At 62.4% G+C, this 19,369-nt stretch carries 22 protein-coding genes, 1 tRNA gene and 1 other RNA gene; 13 read left to right on the forward strand and 11 right to left on the reverse strand.

The features are described from left to right. Nucleotides 1-88: 88 nt before the first annotated feature. A complete protein-coding gene (locus AC5P78_RS17035; RefSeq protein ID WP_495217304.1) occupies nt 89-571 on the forward strand; it encodes a hypothetical protein in 483 nt (160 codons plus the stop codon). Between the two features lie 422 nt (nt 572-993). Here AC5P78_RS17035 and AC5P78_RS17040 read toward each other — a convergent pair whose 3' ends face one another. From AC5P78_RS17040 to AC5P78_RS17060, 5 genes are all read right to left on the reverse strand, one after another. Beyond that, nucleotides 994-1,878, reverse strand: coding sequence for an SOS response-associated peptidase family protein (locus AC5P78_RS17040; RefSeq protein WP_236672480.1), 885 nt, complete (start codon nt 1,876-1,878; stop codon nt 994-996). 771 nt (nt 1,879-2,649) lie between these two features. Then, nucleotides 2,650-3,069, reverse strand: coding sequence for a hypothetical protein (locus AC5P78_RS17045; protein WP_201862380.1), 420 nt, complete (start codon nt 3,067-3,069; stop codon nt 2,650-2,652). Between the two features lie 32 nt (nt 3,070-3,101). Next, nucleotides 3,102-3,584, reverse strand: coding sequence for a PLxRFG domain-containing protein (locus AC5P78_RS17050; RefSeq protein WP_322108143.1), 483 nt, complete (start codon nt 3,582-3,584; stop codon nt 3,102-3,104). A gap of 47 nt (nt 3,585-3,631) precedes the next feature. After that, nucleotides 3,632-3,708, reverse strand: a tRNA-Met gene (locus tag AC5P78_RS17055). 168 nt (nt 3,709-3,876) lie between these two features. Then, nucleotides 3,877-4,548, reverse strand: a complete 672-nt coding sequence (locus AC5P78_RS17060; protein WP_201863783.1) for a hypothetical protein — start codon at nt 4,546-4,548, stop codon at nt 3,877-3,879. A gap of 144 nt (nt 4,549-4,692) precedes the next feature. On the opposite strand from AC5P78_RS17060, the gene AC5P78_RS17065 reads away from it, so the two are divergent. Further along, nucleotides 4,693-5,190: a hypothetical protein gene (locus tag AC5P78_RS17065; protein ID WP_201862384.1), complete on the forward strand. Its 498-nt coding sequence runs from the start codon at nt 4,693-4,695 to the stop codon at nt 5,188-5,190. Nucleotides 5,191-5,340: 150 nt separating this feature from the next. Continuing rightward, nucleotides 5,341-5,745, forward strand: coding sequence for a site-specific integrase (locus AC5P78_RS17070; RefSeq protein ID WP_286245818.1), 405 nt, complete (start codon nt 5,341-5,343; stop codon nt 5,743-5,745). Nucleotides 5,746-5,872: 127 nt separating this feature from the next. Here AC5P78_RS17070 and AC5P78_RS17075 read toward each other — a convergent pair whose 3' ends face one another. Both AC5P78_RS17075 and AC5P78_RS17080 read right to left on the reverse strand, forming a co-directional pair. Further along, the gene (locus tag AC5P78_RS17075; protein ID WP_201862386.1) at nt 5,873-7,009 is read right to left on the reverse strand and encodes a helix-turn-helix domain-containing protein; all 1,137 of its coding nucleotides are present in this window, start codon (nt 7,007-7,009) and stop codon (nt 5,873-5,875) included. Nucleotides 7,010-7,029: 20 nt separating this feature from the next. After that, nucleotides 7,030-7,527: a hypothetical protein gene (locus tag AC5P78_RS17080; protein WP_201863785.1), complete on the reverse strand. Its 498-nt coding sequence runs from the start codon at nt 7,525-7,527 to the stop codon at nt 7,030-7,032. Between the two features lie 394 nt (nt 7,528-7,921). On the opposite strand from AC5P78_RS17080, the gene ssrA reads away from it, so the two are divergent. The 3 genes from ssrA to AC5P78_RS17095 all read left to right on the forward strand — a co-directional run bounded on the left by ssrA (nt 7,922) and on the right by AC5P78_RS17095 (nt 10,391). After that, nucleotides 7,922-8,275, forward strand: a transfer-messenger RNA (tmRNA) gene (ssrA, locus tag AC5P78_RS17085). A gap of 178 nt (nt 8,276-8,453) precedes the next feature. Beyond that, nucleotides 8,454-9,827, forward strand: a complete 1,374-nt coding sequence (locus AC5P78_RS17090; RefSeq protein ID WP_157806731.1) for a hypothetical protein — start codon at nt 8,454-8,456, stop codon at nt 9,825-9,827. 81 nt (nt 9,828-9,908) lie between these two features. Beyond that, nucleotides 9,909-10,391, forward strand: a complete 483-nt coding sequence (locus AC5P78_RS17095; RefSeq protein ID WP_201862389.1) for a hypothetical protein — start codon at nt 9,909-9,911, stop codon at nt 10,389-10,391. 13 nt (nt 10,392-10,404) lie between these two features. Here AC5P78_RS17095 and AC5P78_RS17100 read toward each other — a convergent pair whose 3' ends face one another. Next, nucleotides 10,405-10,866, reverse strand: coding sequence for a methyltransferase family protein (locus AC5P78_RS17100; RefSeq protein WP_201862391.1), 462 nt, complete (start codon nt 10,864-10,866; stop codon nt 10,405-10,407). 153 nt (nt 10,867-11,019) lie between these two features. Between AC5P78_RS17100 and AC5P78_RS17105 the strand changes: the two genes are divergently transcribed. The 6 genes from AC5P78_RS17105 to AC5P78_RS17130 all read left to right on the forward strand — a co-directional run bounded on the left by AC5P78_RS17105 (nt 11,020) and on the right by AC5P78_RS17130 (nt 16,312). After that, a complete protein-coding gene (locus tag AC5P78_RS17105; protein WP_065183325.1) occupies nt 11,020-13,041 on the forward strand; it encodes an esterase/lipase family protein in 2,022 nt (673 codons plus the stop codon). An 84-nt stretch (nt 13,042-13,125) separates the two neighbouring features. Then, on the forward strand, nt 13,126-13,998 hold the full coding sequence (gene hchA, locus AC5P78_RS17110; protein ID WP_111687903.1) for a glyoxalase III HchA: 873 nt from the start codon (nt 13,126-13,128) through the stop codon (nt 13,996-13,998). Nucleotides 13,999-14,003: 5 nt separating this feature from the next. After that, entirely contained in the window at nt 14,004-14,708 is a 705-nt protein-coding gene (locus AC5P78_RS17115; RefSeq protein WP_201862392.1) for a PA1136 family autoinducer-binding transcriptional regulator, read from the forward strand. 87 nt (nt 14,709-14,795) lie between these two features. Continuing rightward, nucleotides 14,796-15,032, forward strand: coding sequence for a hypothetical protein (locus AC5P78_RS17120; RefSeq protein WP_024956430.1), 237 nt, complete (start codon nt 14,796-14,798; stop codon nt 15,030-15,032). Between the two features lie 41 nt (nt 15,033-15,073). Further along, nucleotides 15,074-15,319: a hypothetical protein gene (locus AC5P78_RS17125; RefSeq protein WP_024956429.1), complete on the forward strand. Its 246-nt coding sequence runs from the start codon at nt 15,074-15,076 to the stop codon at nt 15,317-15,319. A gap of 138 nt (nt 15,320-15,457) precedes the next feature. Beyond that, the gene (locus tag AC5P78_RS17130; protein ID WP_201862394.1) at nt 15,458-16,312 is read left to right on the forward strand and encodes an endonuclease/exonuclease/phosphatase family protein; all 855 of its coding nucleotides are present in this window, start codon (nt 15,458-15,460) and stop codon (nt 16,310-16,312) included. 19 nt (nt 16,313-16,331) lie between these two features. Here AC5P78_RS17130 and AC5P78_RS17135 read toward each other — a convergent pair whose 3' ends face one another. Beyond that, nucleotides 16,332-16,595: a hypothetical protein gene (locus AC5P78_RS17135; RefSeq protein WP_060380179.1), complete on the reverse strand. Its 264-nt coding sequence runs from the start codon at nt 16,593-16,595 to the stop codon at nt 16,332-16,334. A gap of 139 nt (nt 16,596-16,734) precedes the next feature. Between AC5P78_RS17135 and AC5P78_RS17140 the strand changes: the two genes are divergently transcribed. Next, nucleotides 16,735-17,112, forward strand: a complete 378-nt coding sequence (locus AC5P78_RS17140; RefSeq protein WP_005409114.1) for a VOC family protein — start codon at nt 16,735-16,737, stop codon at nt 17,110-17,112. 41 nt (nt 17,113-17,153) lie between these two features. On the opposite strand, the gene AC5P78_RS17145 is transcribed toward AC5P78_RS17140, so the two are convergent. Beyond that, complete coding sequence (locus AC5P78_RS17145) at nt 17,154-18,575, reverse strand: efflux transporter outer membrane subunit (RefSeq protein ID WP_044569860.1); 1,422 nt, start codon at nt 18,573-18,575, stop codon at nt 17,154-17,156. After that, nucleotides 18,569-19,306, reverse strand: coding sequence for an SDR family oxidoreductase (locus tag AC5P78_RS17150; RefSeq protein WP_414498297.1), 738 nt, complete (start codon nt 19,304-19,306; stop codon nt 18,569-18,571). Before AC5P78_RS17150 ends, AC5P78_RS17145 begins: the two co-directional genes overlap by 7 nt. Nucleotides 19,307-19,369: the final 63 nt, after the last annotated feature.

The raw sequence follows: 19,369 nt of genomic DNA on the forward strand, positions 1-19,369 counted from the left end.
CCTGATTACTCTATGGCAGCTGTCAGCAACTGCCCCAACTGGGGCGAAGGACCAGTTGACCCAAGGCGTTGGTCGCAGGCTGGACACAATGCTCGTCACTGCGGACGCAGTCTTTACTCTTATCCCGCCGGCGCGCACGAAGGTATCGCGCGACGTCATAAAGCGCGCAACTATCAACCTTCAGGCATTTTTGATTCACACGGTTGGAGTCATGGACAACATGGCTTGGGCTTACCTCCATTGGCACGGCCTCCAGAGTCAGATCAACCGCAATCACGTCGATCTGTTCAAGGCGTGGACGCAAGAGGTGCTTCCGCAGCTTCTGGTTGATCACTTGACCACAGCTGAAATGGTCGCTTGGCGCGATACCTACTTGAAGCCCTATCGGGATGCACTTGCCCACCGCATCCCCCCCCCCCCCCCCTATATACCGGAGACTCACACGCAGCACGAGGCGAGCGCACTCCAGAAAATTGAAGACCGAAAGCTGGCGGCAATGGCGACGGCCGACTGGGACTCGCTTATTGCCCTACAGGAAGAGGCCGGCCAAGTGCACGGGATGGGTATCTGATCGTGCTGTCGTTCGCAACGCCGGACGAACCTATCCTGCTGCACCCCCAGATACTTGCAGATTTCACAACCATCATCGATTGGCCACGTCGTCCCACAGCCTCGCCTCGTGCCTCGCCCCCCAGAGCTCGGCGCCGGCGCGACCCTGCTCGTAGCTGGTGCATTTCCGACATGGTCCACTACCAGGACCATACCGATGTCGATCGAGGTGCGCGACCCAGATGCCATCATCGACACGCTCGGTCATGGACAAAACCCAGACGCCCTGGCTGACAATCACAGTCAGCGGATCGTCCGGCCAGCTCGCAGAGCGTGCGGTCCAGTAGAAGGAGTCGGGACGCGGCATGGCCGGCAGGATACGAATGGCGGTCGCAGCATCTGCGATTGTGAGCACTCTATTGCCACGCCACGGTCGCTCCCCTCCTATGCGGCGAGCTGGTGCTCGTAGAAGGGGTGCCGCTTGTCGTCGAAGATCCGATGCAACGCGGCCAGGTTAACCGGGTCCGGATTGAGCCAGGCATCGACGTGCTCGGGCTTGATGTTGATGATCGTCCGATCGTGGCCAGCCGCAGCCACTTCGGGCTCGGGATCGTCGGTGATCGCCGCGAACGACAGGGGATCGGGCTCTTTCCCCGCGGGGTCCGTCCAGTGCGACCACAGGCAGGCCACCAGCATCGGTTCGCCTGTGCGCGGGGTGAACTGCACCACCTGGTTCTTGCCGTCCGGACCTTCCACATTCTCGTAGAACGTCTCCACCACCATCAGCCCATGGGTGTGGCCGAATGCCGGCGTCCAGAATTTCTTCAGGCTATCCCGGCGCGCGTTGTAGGTGCCCGGGAAGCGCTGGTCATAGTTGGCCGGCTTCCCGGCCAGGCGGCACTGGTAGCGCATGGGCCTGATGACCAGCTTGCCGCCCTCGGAAATGATCACTGGGGCGTAGACCCCGGGGAAGATCCGGCTGTCACGGTCCTTCGGTTGGGAACGCTTGAGGTCAGCAAGCTTGACCAGGGCCCGGTCGATCTTGTTGCCGGCGATCCGCACGTCCTCCCGGGCCTTCTTGGTCTCCTTCACCTGCAGCGCACGCTCGGCATCGGCCAAGCGCTTGCGGTTGGCGAACAGCTCCTGCTCCAGCACCGCGGCCTCGGCCCGGTTCCACTGCTCGACCTCTGCCCACACCGCAAACTCCGCCGGTGTGGCGCCTGCCCGGAAAGCGTCATCCATGGCCTTCGGGGCCTTGGGCCGCTTCTTGCCCAGGTCGTGGGCGTACAGCGCTGCGAACTCCTGCAGGGAGAGCGTGGCGCCGGTCATGCGGACCAGCTTCTGGTAGGCAGCGGTGATCTAGGCGGAATAACACATGGCCGAATTACAGCATGCCGGCCTTACTGCTCCGTGAGCGTCCGGGCCAGTGAAGGGCCCCCTGCGGCGGCCCAGTGGACCTATGGGCCAGAAGGCGCGACCTGCCCGCCCAATGCACTTTGAGACGATTCGGCGGGTACCGAGAAGCCTGGAGGCTCGATGCTCAAACCGGAAACCACAACTATCCACCAAAACCCTATAGGGACCACTATGCCAATTGGAAACAGAATTGGTGCGGTTAAAGGAACACTCCAGAAGCGGAGCGAGTCCGGCGCTTGGCGGGAAATCAAGAGCGACGCCAAATCAAGGTGCAATTGCGAAGAAGACAGACTGATGTACAACACAACTTCACTTGTCTCGCAGCGAATCTCAATCAACGAGTTTCCTTGCGACAATTGCCACTCCGCCTTTCTAAAACTCAGCATCAAATGCGAACACGCAATAGTGGTAAATGTCACGCATTGCGCACCAGGCCCGGGCGGATATAAGGACTTTCATCCGGAAACAGCGAGAGATCACGAAGTATTCATTCACTACGTCCTCGGAACTGCGTACTACCACTCGACTCATGTCGTCAATCCAGTTCGCGGCCCACAAGTTGAAACAGACGCAGAGTTTCTTGGGCGAAGCAGCACCATTATTGATAATGGAAAGAATTTCTTGGCGAAGAATCTAGCTGAGCACTAGTTCTGCGAGAGGCCGCAAAAGCGGCCTCCCGGAACATCACAGATCGGGCAAGCCCAATCGTCTCCGCATTGCCGCGAGGAGCACGAACGAGGTCCGCACTAGCGCGTGCTGGTCACGTGTCAGCTGGTCATACATATCCAACACCTCCGGCGGGATCCGCCCTACCCGGCCTGCCTTGAAGGCGTCCATCGAGACCACCTGAGCCTTGTGCCGCTCATCTTCCATGCCCTTCTCCAGCGTCTGGCGGCGGGAGTGCCGCCCCCTCGATGCCTTGGGCCCCACCTCCAAGCCTGTTGCAGGCGAAAGAAAACCAGCGCCACTGTCCCTCGGCTGGGCTTTCTCCTGCGATCCCTTTCCACTGGCAACCACCTGCAAGTCCTTCTTGTCCATCAACCAATGCCCCTGTATCGATAGGGCCGGCACCATCGCCGGCGTCTTCACATTGGTTTCATCCAAGCAGATCCGATGGCAGGGCAAAGTTGCAGCAACTATTCCGTCACGGCTTTGTTCAGACGCGCGGCCAGCTTCGGGTTGAGGATGATCCCGGCCTCGGCCCTGGCGCTATAGCGGGCGCGGTTCTTGATGGACCGCTGCAGACCGCTTGAAGTGATGGCCAGTTCCGGATTGACCTTGTTGAAGTCGCGGATCTTGGCCAGAACGGAGGCGCGATCGCTAGCGTCACCATTGCGCAGCGCCATAGCGAAGGCATTTACCAGTGATTTGCGGCGATCGAGTATGTGCTGCTCGTAGTTCTTCAGCGCCCGGGTCGTCTCGCACCGCCTGGACACCTTTTCCGGCGCGAAGCCGTTGGCCTGCCGCAGGATCTCCCAAGGCGACAGATCGGCCACGACGGGATCGCCGCGCAGGGTGTTCACTCCCTGTGTCGCATAGCGGCCGGCCTTGATCATGTCCTTCAGCCTCTTGGGCACCCGCAGTTGCAAGGTCGCGCGGGCACCAGCGGCGCGTCTCACGACGGCCTATGCGCTGGCTTGAGTGATGGCCATGACTACCGGCCATTTGGTAGCGGGAGGTGGATTCGAACCACCGACCTCGTGGTTATGAGCCACGCGAGCTGCCGAACTGCTCTACCCCGCAAACAAGAAGGCCGCTGATTGACCAGTGGACTCCCACGTCCTGGTCAATCAACGGCCTTTGAATTGAGGCGCCCACAAAAACGCCCACTATGGGATTTCAAACCTACTTTCGGTTCCCGAGGCAACTGAGGCTCCTCATGAGGAACAACTGAGGTCATGTGTCTGAACACTAATCACCAAGCCTAGCGAACTGCTGTAGTTGTCCTTCAACATTCCGACGTATTCCCGCCACATCGGGATCTCGGACTGGATGATACTCATCAGTCTCAAGCACATCTTGGTAGTCGGAGTCTGGCCAGAAAAACTCTTCGAGGGTTTTGAGTCTTGCCGATGCAAGTCCCAGCATCATCTTCTTTCTGGAGTCCTGCTCCGTCTCTAGTGCGAGTTCAAGCTTGCGAATTTTCTCGACTGCTCGCCCAGCTGAACGTGCATTCTTCAGGACCTTGTCATAACCATCCAGCACGTCTTTGAGCGCCTGAGACGGCTGTTCCCCAAGGAGCGCCTGAACTCTGAAATGCATCGCAGCAAGTTGTGCAACAAGCTCTGTGTACTGCGCGGATCGCAGCTCAACCACAGCGTAGAAAGCTCGAGCAAAGTAGTGCTCATCGCTCTCATCTGGACGCCGCTCAATCAGGTCCAACTCCTCCTGCCACATGCTCGGCTTCTGTATGACCTCAATCGCGTCTAGCACCCGGTAGGCCAACGTTAGTCCTTCTTCGGCAACCGCTTGCTGCTTCCCCAGCTTCGCTTGCGTTTTCCAGCTTGAAAGACCCCACACGCCAACGCCACCGAGCACCAACGCGCCAACTCCCTGCGCGACTGCACCGAACCCCTGTGTCACTACTGGCCAATTGATCTCCAGTGCCCAGCATCCCATTCATTCCCCCCGCGGCATACGCCGTCTTTCCATGAAGGCGCGTCATGCACCTCCCTAACAAACCTTAACAAATGCGATAATCCCGGCCAATACAGGGAGGGTGTCGCAATGGTTGAGACGTTTCTCGGCTTGACGGATTTGCAGATGAAGGCGGTGACTGCCTTTGGTCAGTTGGCCCTCGCTACGACAGTGGCTTATATCGCCTTCCAGCAGTGGAGGACAGCACGTCACAAACTGAAACTCGACATGTTCGATCGCCGATTCGCGGCCCACGAGGAGCTCCGGCGCCTCGCAACGTCGTTTCGAGGCAAACGGCAGATGCAAGATGCGGACGCAATCTTGGCGCTGGAGCCCACGTTCCGCTATCTGTTTGGGCAACCCAGCAGCATTTTGGTGCGACACATGGCAGGAGTTGCGATGCGCGCCGCTGCGCAGACGAGCGCCGTTGAGACTCCGATTGGCCTACTCGGGCGAGATCCAGATCCCGTAAGCCTTGAGCGATGGAAGGAATCACAAGACAAGATCACCGCACTGATGACGGAGTTTCACACAATCCATACCCAGGCCACCGCAGCAACTGCCGACCATCTCACCCTCAAGCACTGACTATCGCTAGCTCTCGGCGTTCCACAGCGCCCTGCAAAATCCCCGCCTGCCACTATGGAGCGCCTCCAGCAGGACTGCGCTGGCGCACTTGTGGGCCTTGATGTAGTTGCCCTTGCGCATCTTGGCTGACTTGGCCAGACCGAGTCCGGCGTGCGTGAGGTGCAGTTGCTGCAACCTGCGATCGATGCCCTGAAAGCTCAGCGCGCCCACACCGCCACCGCCGGCGAGTTCGTCTTGCACGACCCCAGGACGAACGCCCGGTGGGGGTCGGATCAGAACATTCGCGCCGGCGAATGGCAGCGCGCGCTGCGCAAGGCTGGGGTGAGGTACCGGTACCCGTATCAGATGCGCCACACCTTTGCTTCCCAGGCGCTCAGCGCCGGCGAGAACGTCATGTGGGTGACGCGGCAGATGGGACACCGGGACTGGACGATCACGGCCAAGAAGTACAGCCGGTGGATCCCCTCAATGGTCCCCGATGCCGGCTTAGAAGTCGCGGGCGTTTGGGCGAGCGCTGCAGCAGCACCCACTACAAGGGCGGCACCGCAAAGCTGAAGCATCCAATCACACTAGTTCTGCAACCTCCTCAAACCACCCGACTCAACAGGCACTTTCGGCCAACTGCTGCAGGTAGACCGCTCAGCGGCAGGCCTGGGTAGTTCCAGCCAGGCCTGCCTATCACTTAAAGGCCTTTGGCCAAGCGCCTAACGTTGAGAGAAACAACATTGTTGGGCAACCTTGCGATGTCGTTCGTATAGGTCTGGCTAGATTCTTCCTCCGGAATGAACTCATCGACGACTTCAGGACCCACGCCAAACATGCCGCAGAAACTGTCATACGACAGCAGCGACTCGCGAAAACTGAGCCGCACAGCGTGCGCAAAAAGCTCGGGCACCTCGTTCGCTATCAAGCCATCTTCCCGCTCACCGCGAGCCTCTCCGCCTCGACTCAGTCTTATCACACCGGTCTTATATTGATCTTCAGTGATAACATCCAATTGCTTCGCGCGATAGAGAATTGCCGATTTGCTGACCTTCCACCGGAGCTTCATCTCCACCAATCCCTGCCAGTTCAAATGTCTGCCACGCAATGGCGGGAATTCCCTGACAAAAGTCGATCTCGGTAGCAAGAACGCACCGGCAAACCGATTGGCCTCGCCCTCAGTCTTTCGATCACCAGTGACCAAGCCACAATGCATCACAAGGTGTCCCAGCTCATGTGCCACATCAAAACGCCCTCGACACGAGGACGCCTCTGCATCGTTAACCACAATTACTGGCCTAGCTGTACCAATCGAACATGCATCAACCTCTCGAGCGACGCCTTTGAACCTGGTCACCAAAACCCCAGCGTTCTCTACAACCCGGATCATGTTTTGAATTGGCCCCAGCCCAAGCCCCCAGTGTCGGCGACAGGCCTCGGCTGCCTGCTCGATATCGACCACTGAACCGGCTTCAATCTGCGGAATGTTCAACTGCGGAAGAAGTACTTTGGATTCCAGCGTCGCTACAATCCTACGAAACATTTCACCCTTGGCGAGCGCGACCTGCTTAATCGCGGCCTTGGCAGTGAACCTCTTGCGGAAATGGAAAAGATCTTCGCCGACCTCAGCACTTGCCTGACGCACAAAGAATGAGGGCCGCACGCTTAGCATTTCCGAGATGTAGTCGACCACGTCGTCCGGCGGCGTCAGCTGCTCCGTCTCGATCTTGTGAACATACTGTCGGGTCTTGCCGATTCGCGTCGCAACGTCCTCTTGGCTAAACCCGTTGAATAGGCGCGCAAGCCGGACATTGGCACCCAGGATTCGAGATTGCATAAAGTATTCCTGCCACGCTCTTACGGATTCTTCCCTTCAGCGTCGTCCTTCTTGGACTCAGCTTCCAGGCGCGACCGCGCCTCTGCTGCGGAAAGATCGACAGACTCGGGCCGAGAATCGTCCACGCTGACAATGACGGGGGTGCTGGTCGAGTACTTCCAGCGGAAGACCTCTACTTGATTGGAGTCAAATCCGACGAAGTGAACATCAGGCTCCTCCTCCGCGACCTGCGGTTTGGCCACAATGAAGCGGAACATCACTGGCGCGTCGCTCTGACCGGGGAAAAGCTGATCGGATTCGTTGCGCTTGTAGAAGCCAGGCTTCTTTGGGCTTGACGGATCATCGGCAAAGAATCGACACGGGACGCCCTCGATCTCGAACGTCACATCCATCGCAGAATTGGTGAGCTGGAGCCATCCATGCTGCCCAGACTGGCAAAGCGCAATCAAGGAGTTGCGCTGCCGCCCGAAGGTAGCAGTGCCTCTGGTGTATCCGTCATCAAGCGGGGAATCGAGCAAGCGCTCAGTTTCGAAGAGAACGTCAAGCAAAGCCTCGGATACGACACGGAGACGGTGCTCGGAGAGCTGAGGGAAATGCGGAGAAGGTCCTTGAGCCACGGCGCCACCTTTATGCATATTGGGGAAGTTGTCACCGCCAACTCTATGCATTTCCGCCGCTCTGTCAACCAAATTCTTATCGGGCGACCGGCATCTGGCTCCAGGGAGGCTCGTCTGCCCATTCAGGTGAACTTTCGGTCCACCCTTCCCTGCGGGCGGGTCAAGCGGGGCTCCCCATGGAACGCGCCACGTGACTGTTCAGGAAGATTGCCGTACCATCGACGTCGTTAGGCAGGCTCTTGGTCAACATTTGGTCAACCGAGGGTCGGAAAGCCTTGCAATACTTGAAGAAACCGGGGGTGCATTGGTTTCGACGGGGGTTGTGAAGTCGCCTGGCGCATGCCGAGGGGGTAGCTTTCCTCGTAAATCCAGCTGCAAAACTCTAGTTGCCAACGACGACAACTACGCTCTGGCCGCTTAAGGCCTAAGCCTCGAAACCGCTTGTGTCCATGCTCGCGGTGTAGAGTCACTATCATGGAATCGCGCTGGGTGGCTGCCTGTCAGTCCGGCACTAGAACACAACAGGCTGGTTCCCGGATGCGCTTTGCACGCCGTGCTGTTCGGGGACGAGATCCAACGGTGAGCTAAGCATGTAGTGCTGGGGATGGAGTGCCTTCGGACGGCGGTTCAATTCCGCCCACCTCCACCATCTGTATGGCCTGTCGAGGCCGCAAGAAGCCGGATCTCCCGTCAATGGAGTTCCGGCTTTTTTGTTTTCCGAGGATGGCGCCTCCTCTGCCGTCCCGACATTCCCCGATGCCACCCGCATCGGGAGCCAGTCACAGAAGCTGAGATCCGGATCCAGTAGAGTCCCTGCGTCACACGACGTGACCCGAAACCTGAAAGGACATCAGATGAAGCGCATCACACTGTTTGTGGGCTTGGCCGTGGCGTTGGCACTGGGGCAGGCTTCCGCTGCCACCCCAGGCTCCCGCTATCTGCAGCTGGCCGCTGACCAGCGCGTACAACCCGGCACGGCAACCCTGCTTTCGAGCACCATCGATCTGAACGCCCCTGGATGGGTATATGTGCAGTCGGATGGACGGTACTTCCCTGGCGGCCGCTCTGCCGCCAACGCCTACATCACCATCAACGGTGAGGTGGTCTCCAACGACAGCTACATCGACTGGCGGCAGTCGACATCGGCCCAACAGCACTCCTTCAATGTCATCGGTGCCAAGTACCTGCCCGCCGGACACCATACGGTCAACCTGGCCGGACAGGCCATCGGTTCGGCCGTCAATTTCGGCTCCGCCAGCAACCTTTCCGTGCTCATCACATCTGCAGGCTCGGTAACCAACAGCAGCCTTCCGAGTGACACCGCGCAGCTGGACTTCAATACCGTCGGCAGCCCTGAAGGAATGGCGTTGCAGGCCAAGGACCGCAAGCTGCTGATGACTGCCCAGGCCGGCAATCCCGGTGGCCCCATCGTGGCCATGGCTTCCGGCCGCGCGTTCGCATGGGGCAACTACGGCGATGGCATGATGGGAATTTTCCTGAACGAGCAGGAGCCCGGCATCGAATCGATGACCTGGTCGATCAATGACATCTTCAGTGGCGCAGAAACGCAGGCTCCCTTCTATTCGCAAGGCCTGTTCGTCAATCCGCCGGCTTACAGCACTGTCAGCTTCGTCGCGTCCGAATCGCCGTACTACCAGCCGCAGGACGCCAACACCAACAACGTAAAGTACAAGTTCGGCGCCAACTCCCGACTGGTGACGCTGTCCAACGGCTTTGGCGTGGTCGGAAAGGGGTTGAATCCTGGATTTAACTACGCCGCCGCAGGCCCCTACCGCCGCTTCGCCTATGTCTGTGTCGGGACCAATGGCTTCGCGCCGGGCTGTCCGTCAGCGGGCTCGCAGGTGGTCATTGGCGAGGGCCAGGTCTGCATTCCGCAGGGGCACAACGGCGTGGTGCTTTTCTCGACAAAGTCCCGCGTGCAGGGTGACCCGAACGACGGTGGCGGAAGCGTGTTCCTGTTCCTGAAGATCGATGGCCAGCAGGTGGGCAGCCTCGGCACCCAGCAGTTGGGCTCCAGACCGGACTCGGTCAGCACCCGTACCATCTCCGCCAGCTACCTGAGCGCGGGATCGTCCGCGCTGGGAACGGGCTGCCACACCGTGCAGGCCGTGGCCCAGGTGCTAGGAGATTTCCGCCACATGTCGCTCAATGCCGACATGCCGCTGGTCTGGTTCGACTGACCCATCACGCCGAATGTGGCCGGTGGCCGGGATCTGTTCGCCCCGCCACCGGCTATCCCGCGACACATTAAAGGATCTGCCATGAAAGCTCCCGTCGCTCTCACCCTGTTCCTCGTCACCCTCGCCGCACCCCCAGCCACGCACGCCGCGGCACCGGCCATCGCGCCCCCCGGCACCGCCACGCTGGAAGCCCTGCTGGCCTGCAAGACCGGCTCGGACTTCAGCGAGGCCGACGCCATCGATGCACTCCAGGCCGCTGGCCTGGCCAGGAAACCGGGTGGCACCTTCGAGCCGGAGGACAAGCCGGTCGCCCTGTTCGGCGGCACCGTCACCAGTGCCGATGTGAACGTGGCCGAGGGCGAGAAGAGCCTCTTCGTCTACTTGAACGGCGTTGACGCCACGCATCTGGCCAAAGCGTGGTCAGTGAACACGGTCAACGAACACGCCAACACGCAGGAACCTTCATACGTGAAGACCATCGACAAGCGCCACACCCTGCACGTGATCGCAGGCGATGACTACGAAAGCTATTCCGCTGCCGTGAAGTGCCAGATCTCTCGATAACGGGTGATGCCCGCTACAGCCAACGCCGCACACGTTGGCGGAACATCGGATACACGTCGGGGAAGCGGGCCAGCAACGCCCGCTCTTCCGGCATGATCTGCAACCAGGTGATGTAGAGCACGAACAACGGCACAGCCAGCAACGCGATCGTGTTCTGCAGGTACAACATTGCGCCAGTGAGGATCGTTGCCTGGCCCAGGTACATCGGATTGCGCGTGTAACGGTACATGCCGCGCGTGACCAGCGCGCTTGATGCCGAAGGGCGCAGCGGATTGACCGTGGTGCGCGCCCGCTGGAACGCAAGCTTCGGCAGCAGGTTCAGCGCCACACCGATCGCCATCACCCCGCCTGACATCAGCGCCCGCATCGGCAGGGGCAACACCGCCTCCAGCCACAGTCGGCTCCCAAGCCAGCCGATCCCCGCGCACAGCAGCATCACCAGCGGCGGCGGGATCCGGGTCTCAAGCCACGTCATCGCAGTCCCTGCATAACTCCATTCACCCCAGTGTCACACGGAACCGGCTGAATCGCTTGGATGGCAGCGCCTGAGCCCCCCAAACCGACCGCCCGGTATCTTCCGCTTTGACAGGCCGACCGCTAGAGTGGCGCCACCGCGCAGGAGGATCGTATGGCAACCACGGGCTTGGGCTTCATCGGCCGCACGACCCTCATCATCACTGTGCTGCTCACCCTGGGCGGCTGCGCCACGTTGCGCCAGTTCGGGCCGTCGGTGCAGGTGGCCTCGGTCACGCCCGGCCAGTACATCGCGCTCAAGCGCGGTGACATCCTCACTTCCGGCAAGCTCAGCGCGGCGACCACGGAGACCTTGCGGGTGGCCGGCCTCGATGAAGGCGTATGCGCCAAACCGGGCCTGCCCTGCATCGAGGCGATGGAAAGCAGCATCGTGGTGCGCGAGGAAGACAAACGCTCCAGCCTGGCCGAGTTGTGGCTGCAGTATGCGATGACCCTGCCGGCGCCGAAGCGTGAGTACTCGGCATCCGGCCGCGCCAAGAGCGCGATCACCGAGCTGGATGCCGATTTTCAACCGCGCCTGGATGCGTGGATGCAGGTCGCGCGCCAGGCCTATGCCTATCTGTTCTTCACCGAGCGCACCGCCAACCAGCGCGGCTTCGAAGATCGCCAGACCCAGGTGCGCGACTACTACAACCTGGCCGTGCAGGAAGCGTCGGTACAGCTGTACGACGCCTATGCCACGGGCCGCGTGCACGGCCAGGCCAGCCACTTCCAGCTGGGCCGCTGGACCTTCGTACTGGCCCCTTCAGGCGAAGCATCACCGCTGGATACGCGTACCCCTACCGAACTGGTACCGGCGGCCTCGCTGTCGTTCACTGGCACGCTGCGCAGCGTGCATCGCCGCGATGGCTTCGGTGCCGAACTGGTGGCGGTGATGAACGACCCGGCTGGCAGCATGGCCACCCCGCCTTCGGCAGCGACGCCCGCCGCGCAGGCAAGCACATCGGCCGCGCAAAGCTGGAGCGAGATGCCCTCCCCTTCAATGACGGTGCTGCTGCGCTTCTCGGGAAAGAACCTGTGGGAAGTGCTGCACGACGACGAGCCTGAGCTGGAGATCCACGATCCCTACCAGGTCACGGAAGTCACCCTGCATGGCCAACAGGTTCCGCTGGCCGCGAACTTCACCGCCGGCTATGCGTTGTGGCTGGCCCGTTCCAACTTCAGCCACCAGTCGCTGCGCTCGCTGTTCGGTGGCAAGGGCGGCATCGACACGCCGCACCTGTACATGATGCAGCCCTACGATCCGAACCGCCGCGTGCTGCTGATGATCCATGGCCTGGCCAGCAGCCCGGAAGCCTGGGTGAACGTCGCCAACGAACTGATGCGCGACGACGAGATCCGCCAGGACTTCCAGGTCTGGCAGTTCTACTACCCGACCAACATGCCCATCGCGATGAGCCACGATGCGATGCGTCATACACTGTCCGAAGTGCTCAAGCATTTCGACCCCAGCGGCAAGGCGCAGGCTTCGCATGACATGGTGCTGGTCGGGCACAGCATGGGTGGCGTGATCGCGCGGCTGATGATCTCCTCTTCCGGCGATCATCTGGTCGACACCCTGCTGGAGACTGCGCAGATGACGCCGGCACAGCGTGAACTGCTGCGTACCAAGGGCGCACCGGTGCTGACCTTCCTGCCGGAACCGGAAGTATCGCGCGTGGTATTCATCGCCACGCCACACCGCGGCACCGACGTGGCGGGCACCCGCCTGGGCCGCTGGATCGGTCGCCTGGTGCGGTTGCCGCTGACCGTGCTGGAAGACGTCGCCACCATCGCCAACGACGGCCAGATCGACCGCAATGATGGCAAGCACGGTTACCAGATGAACAGCATCCAGAACCTGGACAAGGACGATCCCTTCGTCCGCGCGGTGGCCGACCTGCCGATGTCGCCGAAGGTGCACTACCACTCGATCATCGCGCGCGCCAAGGCCGATGGGCCGCTGGAAAAGACCGACGACGGGCTGGTGCCCTACTGGAGCTCGCACCTGCCGCACGCGGATTCGGAGAAGGTGATCGTATCCGGGCACAGCGTGCAGGAAGCCACGCCGGCCATCGTCGAACTGCGGCGGATCCTGCATGAAGACATGCAGGAGCATTCGGCCACGGTGAAGTAGCTGCGCGCGGCTGAGGGAAAACCCTCATCGCCTGTACGCATCAGCCCTTCTATGCTGGATCCCACCACCCCACTGGAGGTCCGCATGAACACGCAAGAGCCCAGCCGCCAGCCCAGCCCCGACCCGGCCGAGCGCGATGCCTTCTTCCCGTCGCCCTACTCGCTGTCGCAGTTCACATCGCCCAAGAGCAATCTGTCAGGTGCCGACTATCCGGACGCACGCCGCGATGGCCGCTGGAAGGTGCTGATGATCGCTGCGGACGAACGCTATCTGCCCACTGCCAACGGCCACCTGTTCTCCACCGGGAACCATCCGGTGGAAACCCTGCTGCCGATGTACCACCTGGACAAGGCCGGCTTCGACATCGATGTGGCCACGCTGTCCGGCAACGCCGCCAAGTTCGAGTGGTGGGCGTTCCCGCGTGAGGACACGGAGATCGGCGGACTGTACGACCGCTACGAAGCCCGCTTCCGCCAGCCACTGCAGTTGGATGAGGTGGTGGCAGGCCTCGATGCCGCATCGGATTATGCAGCCGTGTTCATCCCCGGTGGCCATGGCGCACTTATCGGACTGCCGCAGAGTCGCGCGGTAAAGGCAGCCCTGCACTGGGCGATGGCCGAGCAACGTCACATCATCACCCTTTGCCACGGCCCGGCCGCATTACTGGCCGCAGGCGTTGACGAGGCCGATGGTGGTTCGCTGTTCCGCGACTACCGCATCTGTGCCTTCCCCGATGCGATGGACCGGCAGACGCCGGAGATCGGCTACATGCCCGGGCAGCTGCCGTGGTTCTTCGGTGAGCGCCTGGCGCAGCAGGGCGTGCAGATCGTCAATGACGGCATCGATGGCAGCGTGCTGCAGGATCGCCTGCTGCTGACCGGCGACAGCCCGCTGGCCGGAAATGCGCTGGGCAAGCTGGCCGCGCGCACGCTGCTCGACGCCCTGGCCGGGCGCTGACCCGGATGAGCGAACTGGTGCAGGCGTTGCTGGAACTGGAATGCGCCCGCTCACTGAGTGCAGTGGGCGCCGTACTACGCAGCATTTCTGCACCACTCGGCTACGACCGCGTGCTGGTGTTCGCCACCGGCACGGGGTTGGAGCGCGGTACACAGCGCGTGTACTGGATCGAGGGCGACTGGTTCGGCGACGGCGGCAGTACCGACCTCGCGCGCTACCTGCACGCCTGCCCGGTCAATCGCCACGTACTGGACAGTGACGCGCCGTTCTTCTGGAGCAAGCGCCAGGGTGTTCGCGGCGAACGCTATCAGGTGGTGAAGCAGCCACGTGGTGAAGGCCTGCACGGTCTGCAGGTGCCGGTGTTCGGCACCACCGGTCTGGAAGGCGCGATCAGTTTTGCCGGGACAGCGATCGATGCATCGGCCAGCGCGCGCCTGCAGCTGGAAGCTGCTGCAGCTGCAGCATTCCGTGCCGCTCGCCGGCTTGCAGAGACACCCAGCGAGCTTTCCGGAAGTGCGTTGAGCACGCGCGAACGCGAGGTGCTGCGCTGGGTCGCCGCCGGCCGCCGCCAGGCGGAGATCGCGGCCACGCTGGGGCTTTCCGCCCGTACAGTGGAAAATCACCTGCGTCGCGCGCGCCAGCGTCTGGGGGTGGCAACCACCGCGCAGGCGGTACGCGCTGCCAGTCGGCGCGGCGAGATCGAGGACTGATCCGGGCAAGACACTTTCGGCAGTCTGGTTCGCGTGCTACACACGCCATGCGCATGTGCGCGATTGCAGAAAGCAAGGATGATGCTTATGAAACTGCAACTGGCCGCGATGGCCGCATTGATGTTGGCATTGGGTAGTGTGGTACCGGCAACCGGCCACGCGGCCGGGTCCCCCGGATCGACGACCGATTGCGTGCCCGTAAGACTTGGGCCCAACCTCGTGCATCAGCGCTGCACCGTCACCCGCACTCTGGCAGACGGCACCGTTCTCACGTCGGTGTACTGGATAGACGAGAACGGTCAGTGGTACCTCCCGGCAGACTGATCTGCATCGGACACCGACTACGACTCCAAGGAGTGTGATCAATGACGCTGCACAATCGAATGACCGCTTTTTCTTTCGCTGCAGTAGTTGCACTTGCTGCCCTGGTGCCCTCGCCGCCGGCGAATGCAGCCGAAGAGGTCGGCCTGCAGGAGGAGTGCGTGCCCTTCCGCATCAGCGGCAACGTGTTCCACCAGCGTTGCACACTGTACGTGGTCCATGACGACGGCACCCGCGTAGTCAGCGACCACTACAACCGCGACGAGAACGGGATGATCTACGACCCCTGATCGGGCAAGGGGCATCTGCCGGGCGGAGCGTCCAGCGCCCGTCCGGCATCTCCCAGTCGCCCATCCCGGCATACCGCTGCCCCCACCTTCCATGGCATGCTCCATGAAACCGTTTTCATGGAATGGAGGGATTCCACGATGTTGTCGCGTTTCCGTCGCCCCGTGCTGTGTGCGCTGTTGGCGCTTGCGCTGCCTGCCGTCGCCTCGGCTGCTGCACCGGCGCCACTCAAAGTGATGTCGTTCAATGTCCGCACCCCGGCCGATACCGAACCGGGCAAGCGCTGGCCCGACCGCCGCGATGCCATGGTCAAGGTCATCCTCGATGCGCACCCGGCTGTGATCGGCACCCAGGAACTGGTGAAGGAGCAGGCCGACTACCTGTCCGAACACCTGCCCGGCTACCGCTGGTTCGGCGAAGGCCGCCGTGGTGGCAGCGGTGACGAACACATGGGCGTGTTCTACGACAGCAAGGTGCTGGCCATCGAGGAGTCCGGCAACTTCTGGTTGTCCGATACGCCCGACGTACCCGGCAGCATCACCTGGGGCAACCTGTACCCGCGCATGGTCACCTGGGCCCTGTTCCGCCGCCTGGACGATGGCCGTCGTTTCTATTTCATGAATACCCACCTGCCCTACCGCGACGAGGATGAACCGCGCCGGGTGAAGGGTGCCGAGCTGATCGGAAAGCGCGTGCAAGCCCTGCCGGCCGATCTGCCGGTGGTCCTGACGGGTGACTTCAACAGCGAGCCCGGTGGTGACACCTACAAGGCATTCACCCGCCTGCTGCAGGACACCCGTACCCAGGTGAAGGTTCCGCAGGGGCCACGCCTGACCTTCCACGATTTCACCGGCAAGGCCACCGTGCAGCTGGACTGGGTGCTGGTGCGTGACTTCCATGCACGCAGCTTCCTGACCGATGACCGTCGCATCGACGGCGTGCTGCCGTCGGATCATTTCCCGCTGGTGGTCGAGCTGGACTGGCCGAAGCACTGAACCTGTACGGCAGCCGCAGCTACGGCTGCGGCTGTCGCGACATCAGCCGGTACAGCGCCTGATGCTGGTTGCGTGCCTGGCAGATGCGGGCACCGACCGCCAGAAACACGGAGATGCCGATCAGGCCCAGCCCCAGCATCTGGTCCGGCAGGCGCATGAAGCCGATCGCAGCCGCCATGGTAGCCAACACCATCAGCACTACGACCGCTACCGACAGCCCTGCGCCAGGCGGTCCCGGATCACCAAACAGCATGCGCTGGGTATCACGTTTGTCGTCGCTCATCGCCATCCCTCCCGGAATCTGCCCCACTAGTTACACCGCAGGCCCCGGTTCTGGCAGAGTCAGAAACGTCATGACTGTGACAACGTCCACAGCACGCGACGCGCTACCCTTCCTCCATTCCCGATCTGCGGAGGACGTCATGGCGCACCAGAGCCGTCTGGCCGGATTCATCATCGACTGCCAGGACACGCCCGCTGACGAAGGCGCACGCTTCTGGGCGGCCGCACTCGGTCTGCAGGCGCAGCCGTCGTATGGCGAAGATGGCGCCGAGTACGCCGACCTGCAGGGCGCACCCGCGGGCCTGAACGTGGAAGTGCAACGTGTAGCTCACCCCTCACGGGTGCACCTGGACATCGAGAGCGACGACATCGATGCCGAGGCAGATCGACTGGAAAAACTCGGCGCGCGCCGGATCGGCTTCGTCAAACGCTGGTGGGTGATGGAAGCACCCACCGGCCATCGCTTCTGCATCGTGCGCATGCGCGAGCGCGACACACCGGCCAATCACTGGCCCTGACAGAAGAAAGGGACGGAAGCCACTGCTTCCGTCCCCTGCGGTTACTGCACCTGCGCCACGCTCGGCGGCTGCGGTGATTGCCCCCAGCCACCCAGTGCCTTGTACACGCCCACCACGCTGACATTGACCTCGGACTCAGCCGCCGCCAACGCATCGTCGGCCGCCAGCTGCGTGCGCTGCGCATCCAGCAGGGTCAGGAAGTCTTCCGAGCCCTCGCGGTAGCGGATCTGCGCCAGCGACTCAGCCCGGCGTGCCGCCTGCGCCTGCTCGACCACGATCGCCAGCCGCGCCTGCTGCTTGGAATAGCGGGTCAGCGCGTTCTCGGTGTCTTCCAGCGCCAGCAGCACGGCCTGCTCATACTGCGCAGCCACACCCTCGGCTTCAGCCTTGCTGGCACGCAGGCGTGCACGCACGGTGCCGAAGTCGAACGCGGCCCAGCTCAGCGACGGCGTCAGCGACCAGGCCTTGTTGTTGCCATTGACCAGGCCACTGGCCTCGCCGCCGAGGAAGCCGACGAAACCGGACAGTGACAGCCGCGGGAACAGGTCCGCAGTGGCCACGCCCACCCGCGCGGTGGCAGCGGCCAGGCGACGCTCGGCCACGCGCACGTCGGCGCGTTGGCGCAGCAGCTCGCGGGTATCGCCCAGCGGCAGCGCCTTGGCAAATGCCGGCACGTCGTGCGGCGCAAGCATGGCGGTCAGCGTTTCCGGACGCTGGCCCAGCAGAACCGCCAGGCGATTGCGCGACTGCGTTTCGGCCACTTCCAGCAGCGGGATATCGGCCTCGATCGCCTTCAGCCGGGCGCGACTGCTCTGCACGTCCAGCTCGCTGCCGGCGCCCAGCTCCCAGCGCGCCTCGGTCAGCTTCTGCGTATCGCGCAGGTTGACCAGGGTGTGCTGGGCCACCGCGATGCGCTTCTGCGTACCGCGCAGCTCGAAGTAGTTGCGTGCCACTTCGGCCGCGACCAGTACCTGCGCATCGGCCAGGTTGGCCTGCTCGGCGTCCAGGTCGGCGCGCGCGGCTTCTGCTGCACGGCGCTTGCGGCCGAACAGATCCAGCTCCCAGCCGGCATCGAAGCCGAGCTGGTAGCTTTCACTGAACACCCGCTGCCCACCCAGCTGCGGATCGGGTTGCTTGCGGCGGTCGTAGCTGCCGCCCGCGGTGATGTGCGGGGCCTGGTCGAAACGGCTTTCGACGAACACCGCACGGGCCTGGCTGACGCGGGCCACGGCCACGCGCAGGTCCAGGTTATCCGACAGTGCGCCGTGCACCAGTTCTTCAAGCACCGGATCATCGAACTGCGCCCACCAGCTGGCCACCGGCGAGGTAGTGCTGAACACCGGCTGCTGCGCCCCCTGCAGCACCACCGGTTCCTGCACCGGCGCCTTGTAGTTCGGGCCGACGCTGACACAGCCCGCCAGCACCAGGCTGGAGACGGCCATCGCCAACGTGCGGATCACCATGGCAGCACCTCACCCAGGTAGGTGAAGCTGCCGCTGGCACCGGATTCACCGATGAGTGCCATTTCCACGCTGGAGCGCGCACCTTCGCTGATTTCGATCTCGCCGTTGCCACCGTTCATGTCGGTCTTGACGTAGCCCGGATGCACGGTATTGACCTTGATCGGCGTGTTGCGCAGTTCGTAGGCCAGGCTCAGGGTCCAGCTGTTCACCGCGGCCTTGGAGGCGTTGTACGCCGGAATCTTGAAGTCATAGATGCCCGAGGAGGGATCCGCGTGCAGGGTCTGCGATCCGAGCATGCTGGACACATTGACGATGCGGCCGGACTTGGCCTGCTTGACCAGCGGCAGGAATGCCTGGGTGACCGCCACCAGCGCATACACGTTGGTGTCGAAGGTGCGCTTCCAGGTCTCGAGCGATTGCTCCGACGGCGCCTGCGCGGGATTCTCGATCATGATGCCGGCATTGTTGACCAGGATGTCGAGGCGGCCATGGCGCTGGCGTACCTGCTCGACCGCTTCGGCGATGCTGGCCGCGTCGGTCACGTCCAGTTGCAGGGCTTCGACCGGCAGGCCTTCAGCCTGCAGCTTCAGCGCCAGCTCAACGGCGGTCTCACGCTTGCGACCGGCCAGCAGCGTGTGCACGCCCGCCTGGGCCAGCTGGCGCACGGTTTCCAGGCCGATGCCACGGGTGGCGCCGGTGACCAGCGCGATCTTGTTCTGACGGGTATTCATGGATGCATGCCTTGTGAGGGGGAAGCCGCCGCCGGCCATTGACCGGCGGCGACGGGGTTCCAT

The sequence above is a fragment of the Stenotrophomonas sp. YJH_SMC_133 genome, from assembly GCF_059370655.1.

Coding starts and splice junctions, on each gene's coding strand:
- AC5P78_RS17035 (WP_495217304.1), top strand. CDS start 89: ATGCTCGTCACTGCGGACGCAGTCTTTACTCTTATCCCGCCGGCGCGC.
- AC5P78_RS17040 (WP_236672480.1), bottom strand. CDS start 1,878: ATGACCGGCGCCACGCTCTCCCTGCAGGAGTTCGCAGCGCTGTACGCC.
- AC5P78_RS17065 (WP_201862384.1), top strand. CDS start 4,693: ATGGTTGAGACGTTTCTCGGCTTGACGGATTTGCAGATGAAGGCGGTG.
- AC5P78_RS17075 (WP_201862386.1), bottom strand. CDS start 7,009: ATGCAATCTCGAATCCTGGGTGCCAATGTCCGGCTTGCGCGCCTATTC.
- AC5P78_RS17095 (WP_201862389.1), top strand. CDS start 9,909: ATGAAAGCTCCCGTCGCTCTCACCCTGTTCCTCGTCACCCTCGCCGCA.
- AC5P78_RS17100 (WP_201862391.1), bottom strand. CDS start 10,866: ATGACGTGGCTTGAGACCCGGATCCCGCCGCCGCTGGTGATGCTGCTG.
- AC5P78_RS17105 (WP_065183325.1), top strand. CDS start 11,020: ATGGCAACCACGGGCTTGGGCTTCATCGGCCGCACGACCCTCATCATC.
- hchA (WP_111687903.1), top strand. CDS start 13,126: ATGAACACGCAAGAGCCCAGCCGCCAGCCCAGCCCCGACCCGGCCGAG.
- AC5P78_RS17115 (WP_201862392.1), top strand. CDS start 14,004: ATGAGCGAACTGGTGCAGGCGTTGCTGGAACTGGAATGCGCCCGCTCA.
- AC5P78_RS17120 (WP_024956430.1), top strand. CDS start 14,796: ATGAAACTGCAACTGGCCGCGATGGCCGCATTGATGTTGGCATTGGGT.
- AC5P78_RS17125 (WP_024956429.1), top strand. CDS start 15,074: ATGACGCTGCACAATCGAATGACCGCTTTTTCTTTCGCTGCAGTAGTT.
- AC5P78_RS17130 (WP_201862394.1), top strand. CDS start 15,458: ATGTTGTCGCGTTTCCGTCGCCCCGTGCTGTGTGCGCTGTTGGCGCTT.
- AC5P78_RS17135 (WP_060380179.1), bottom strand. CDS start 16,595: ATGAGCGACGACAAACGTGATACCCAGCGCATGCTGTTTGGTGATCCG.
- AC5P78_RS17140 (WP_005409114.1), top strand. CDS start 16,735: ATGGCGCACCAGAGCCGTCTGGCCGGATTCATCATCGACTGCCAGGAC.
- AC5P78_RS17145 (WP_044569860.1), bottom strand. CDS start 18,575: ATGGTGATCCGCACGTTGGCGATGGCCGTCTCCAGCCTGGTGCTGGCG.
- AC5P78_RS17150 (WP_414498297.1), bottom strand. CDS start 19,306: ATGAATACCCGTCAGAACAAGATCGCGCTGGTCACCGGCGCCACCCGT.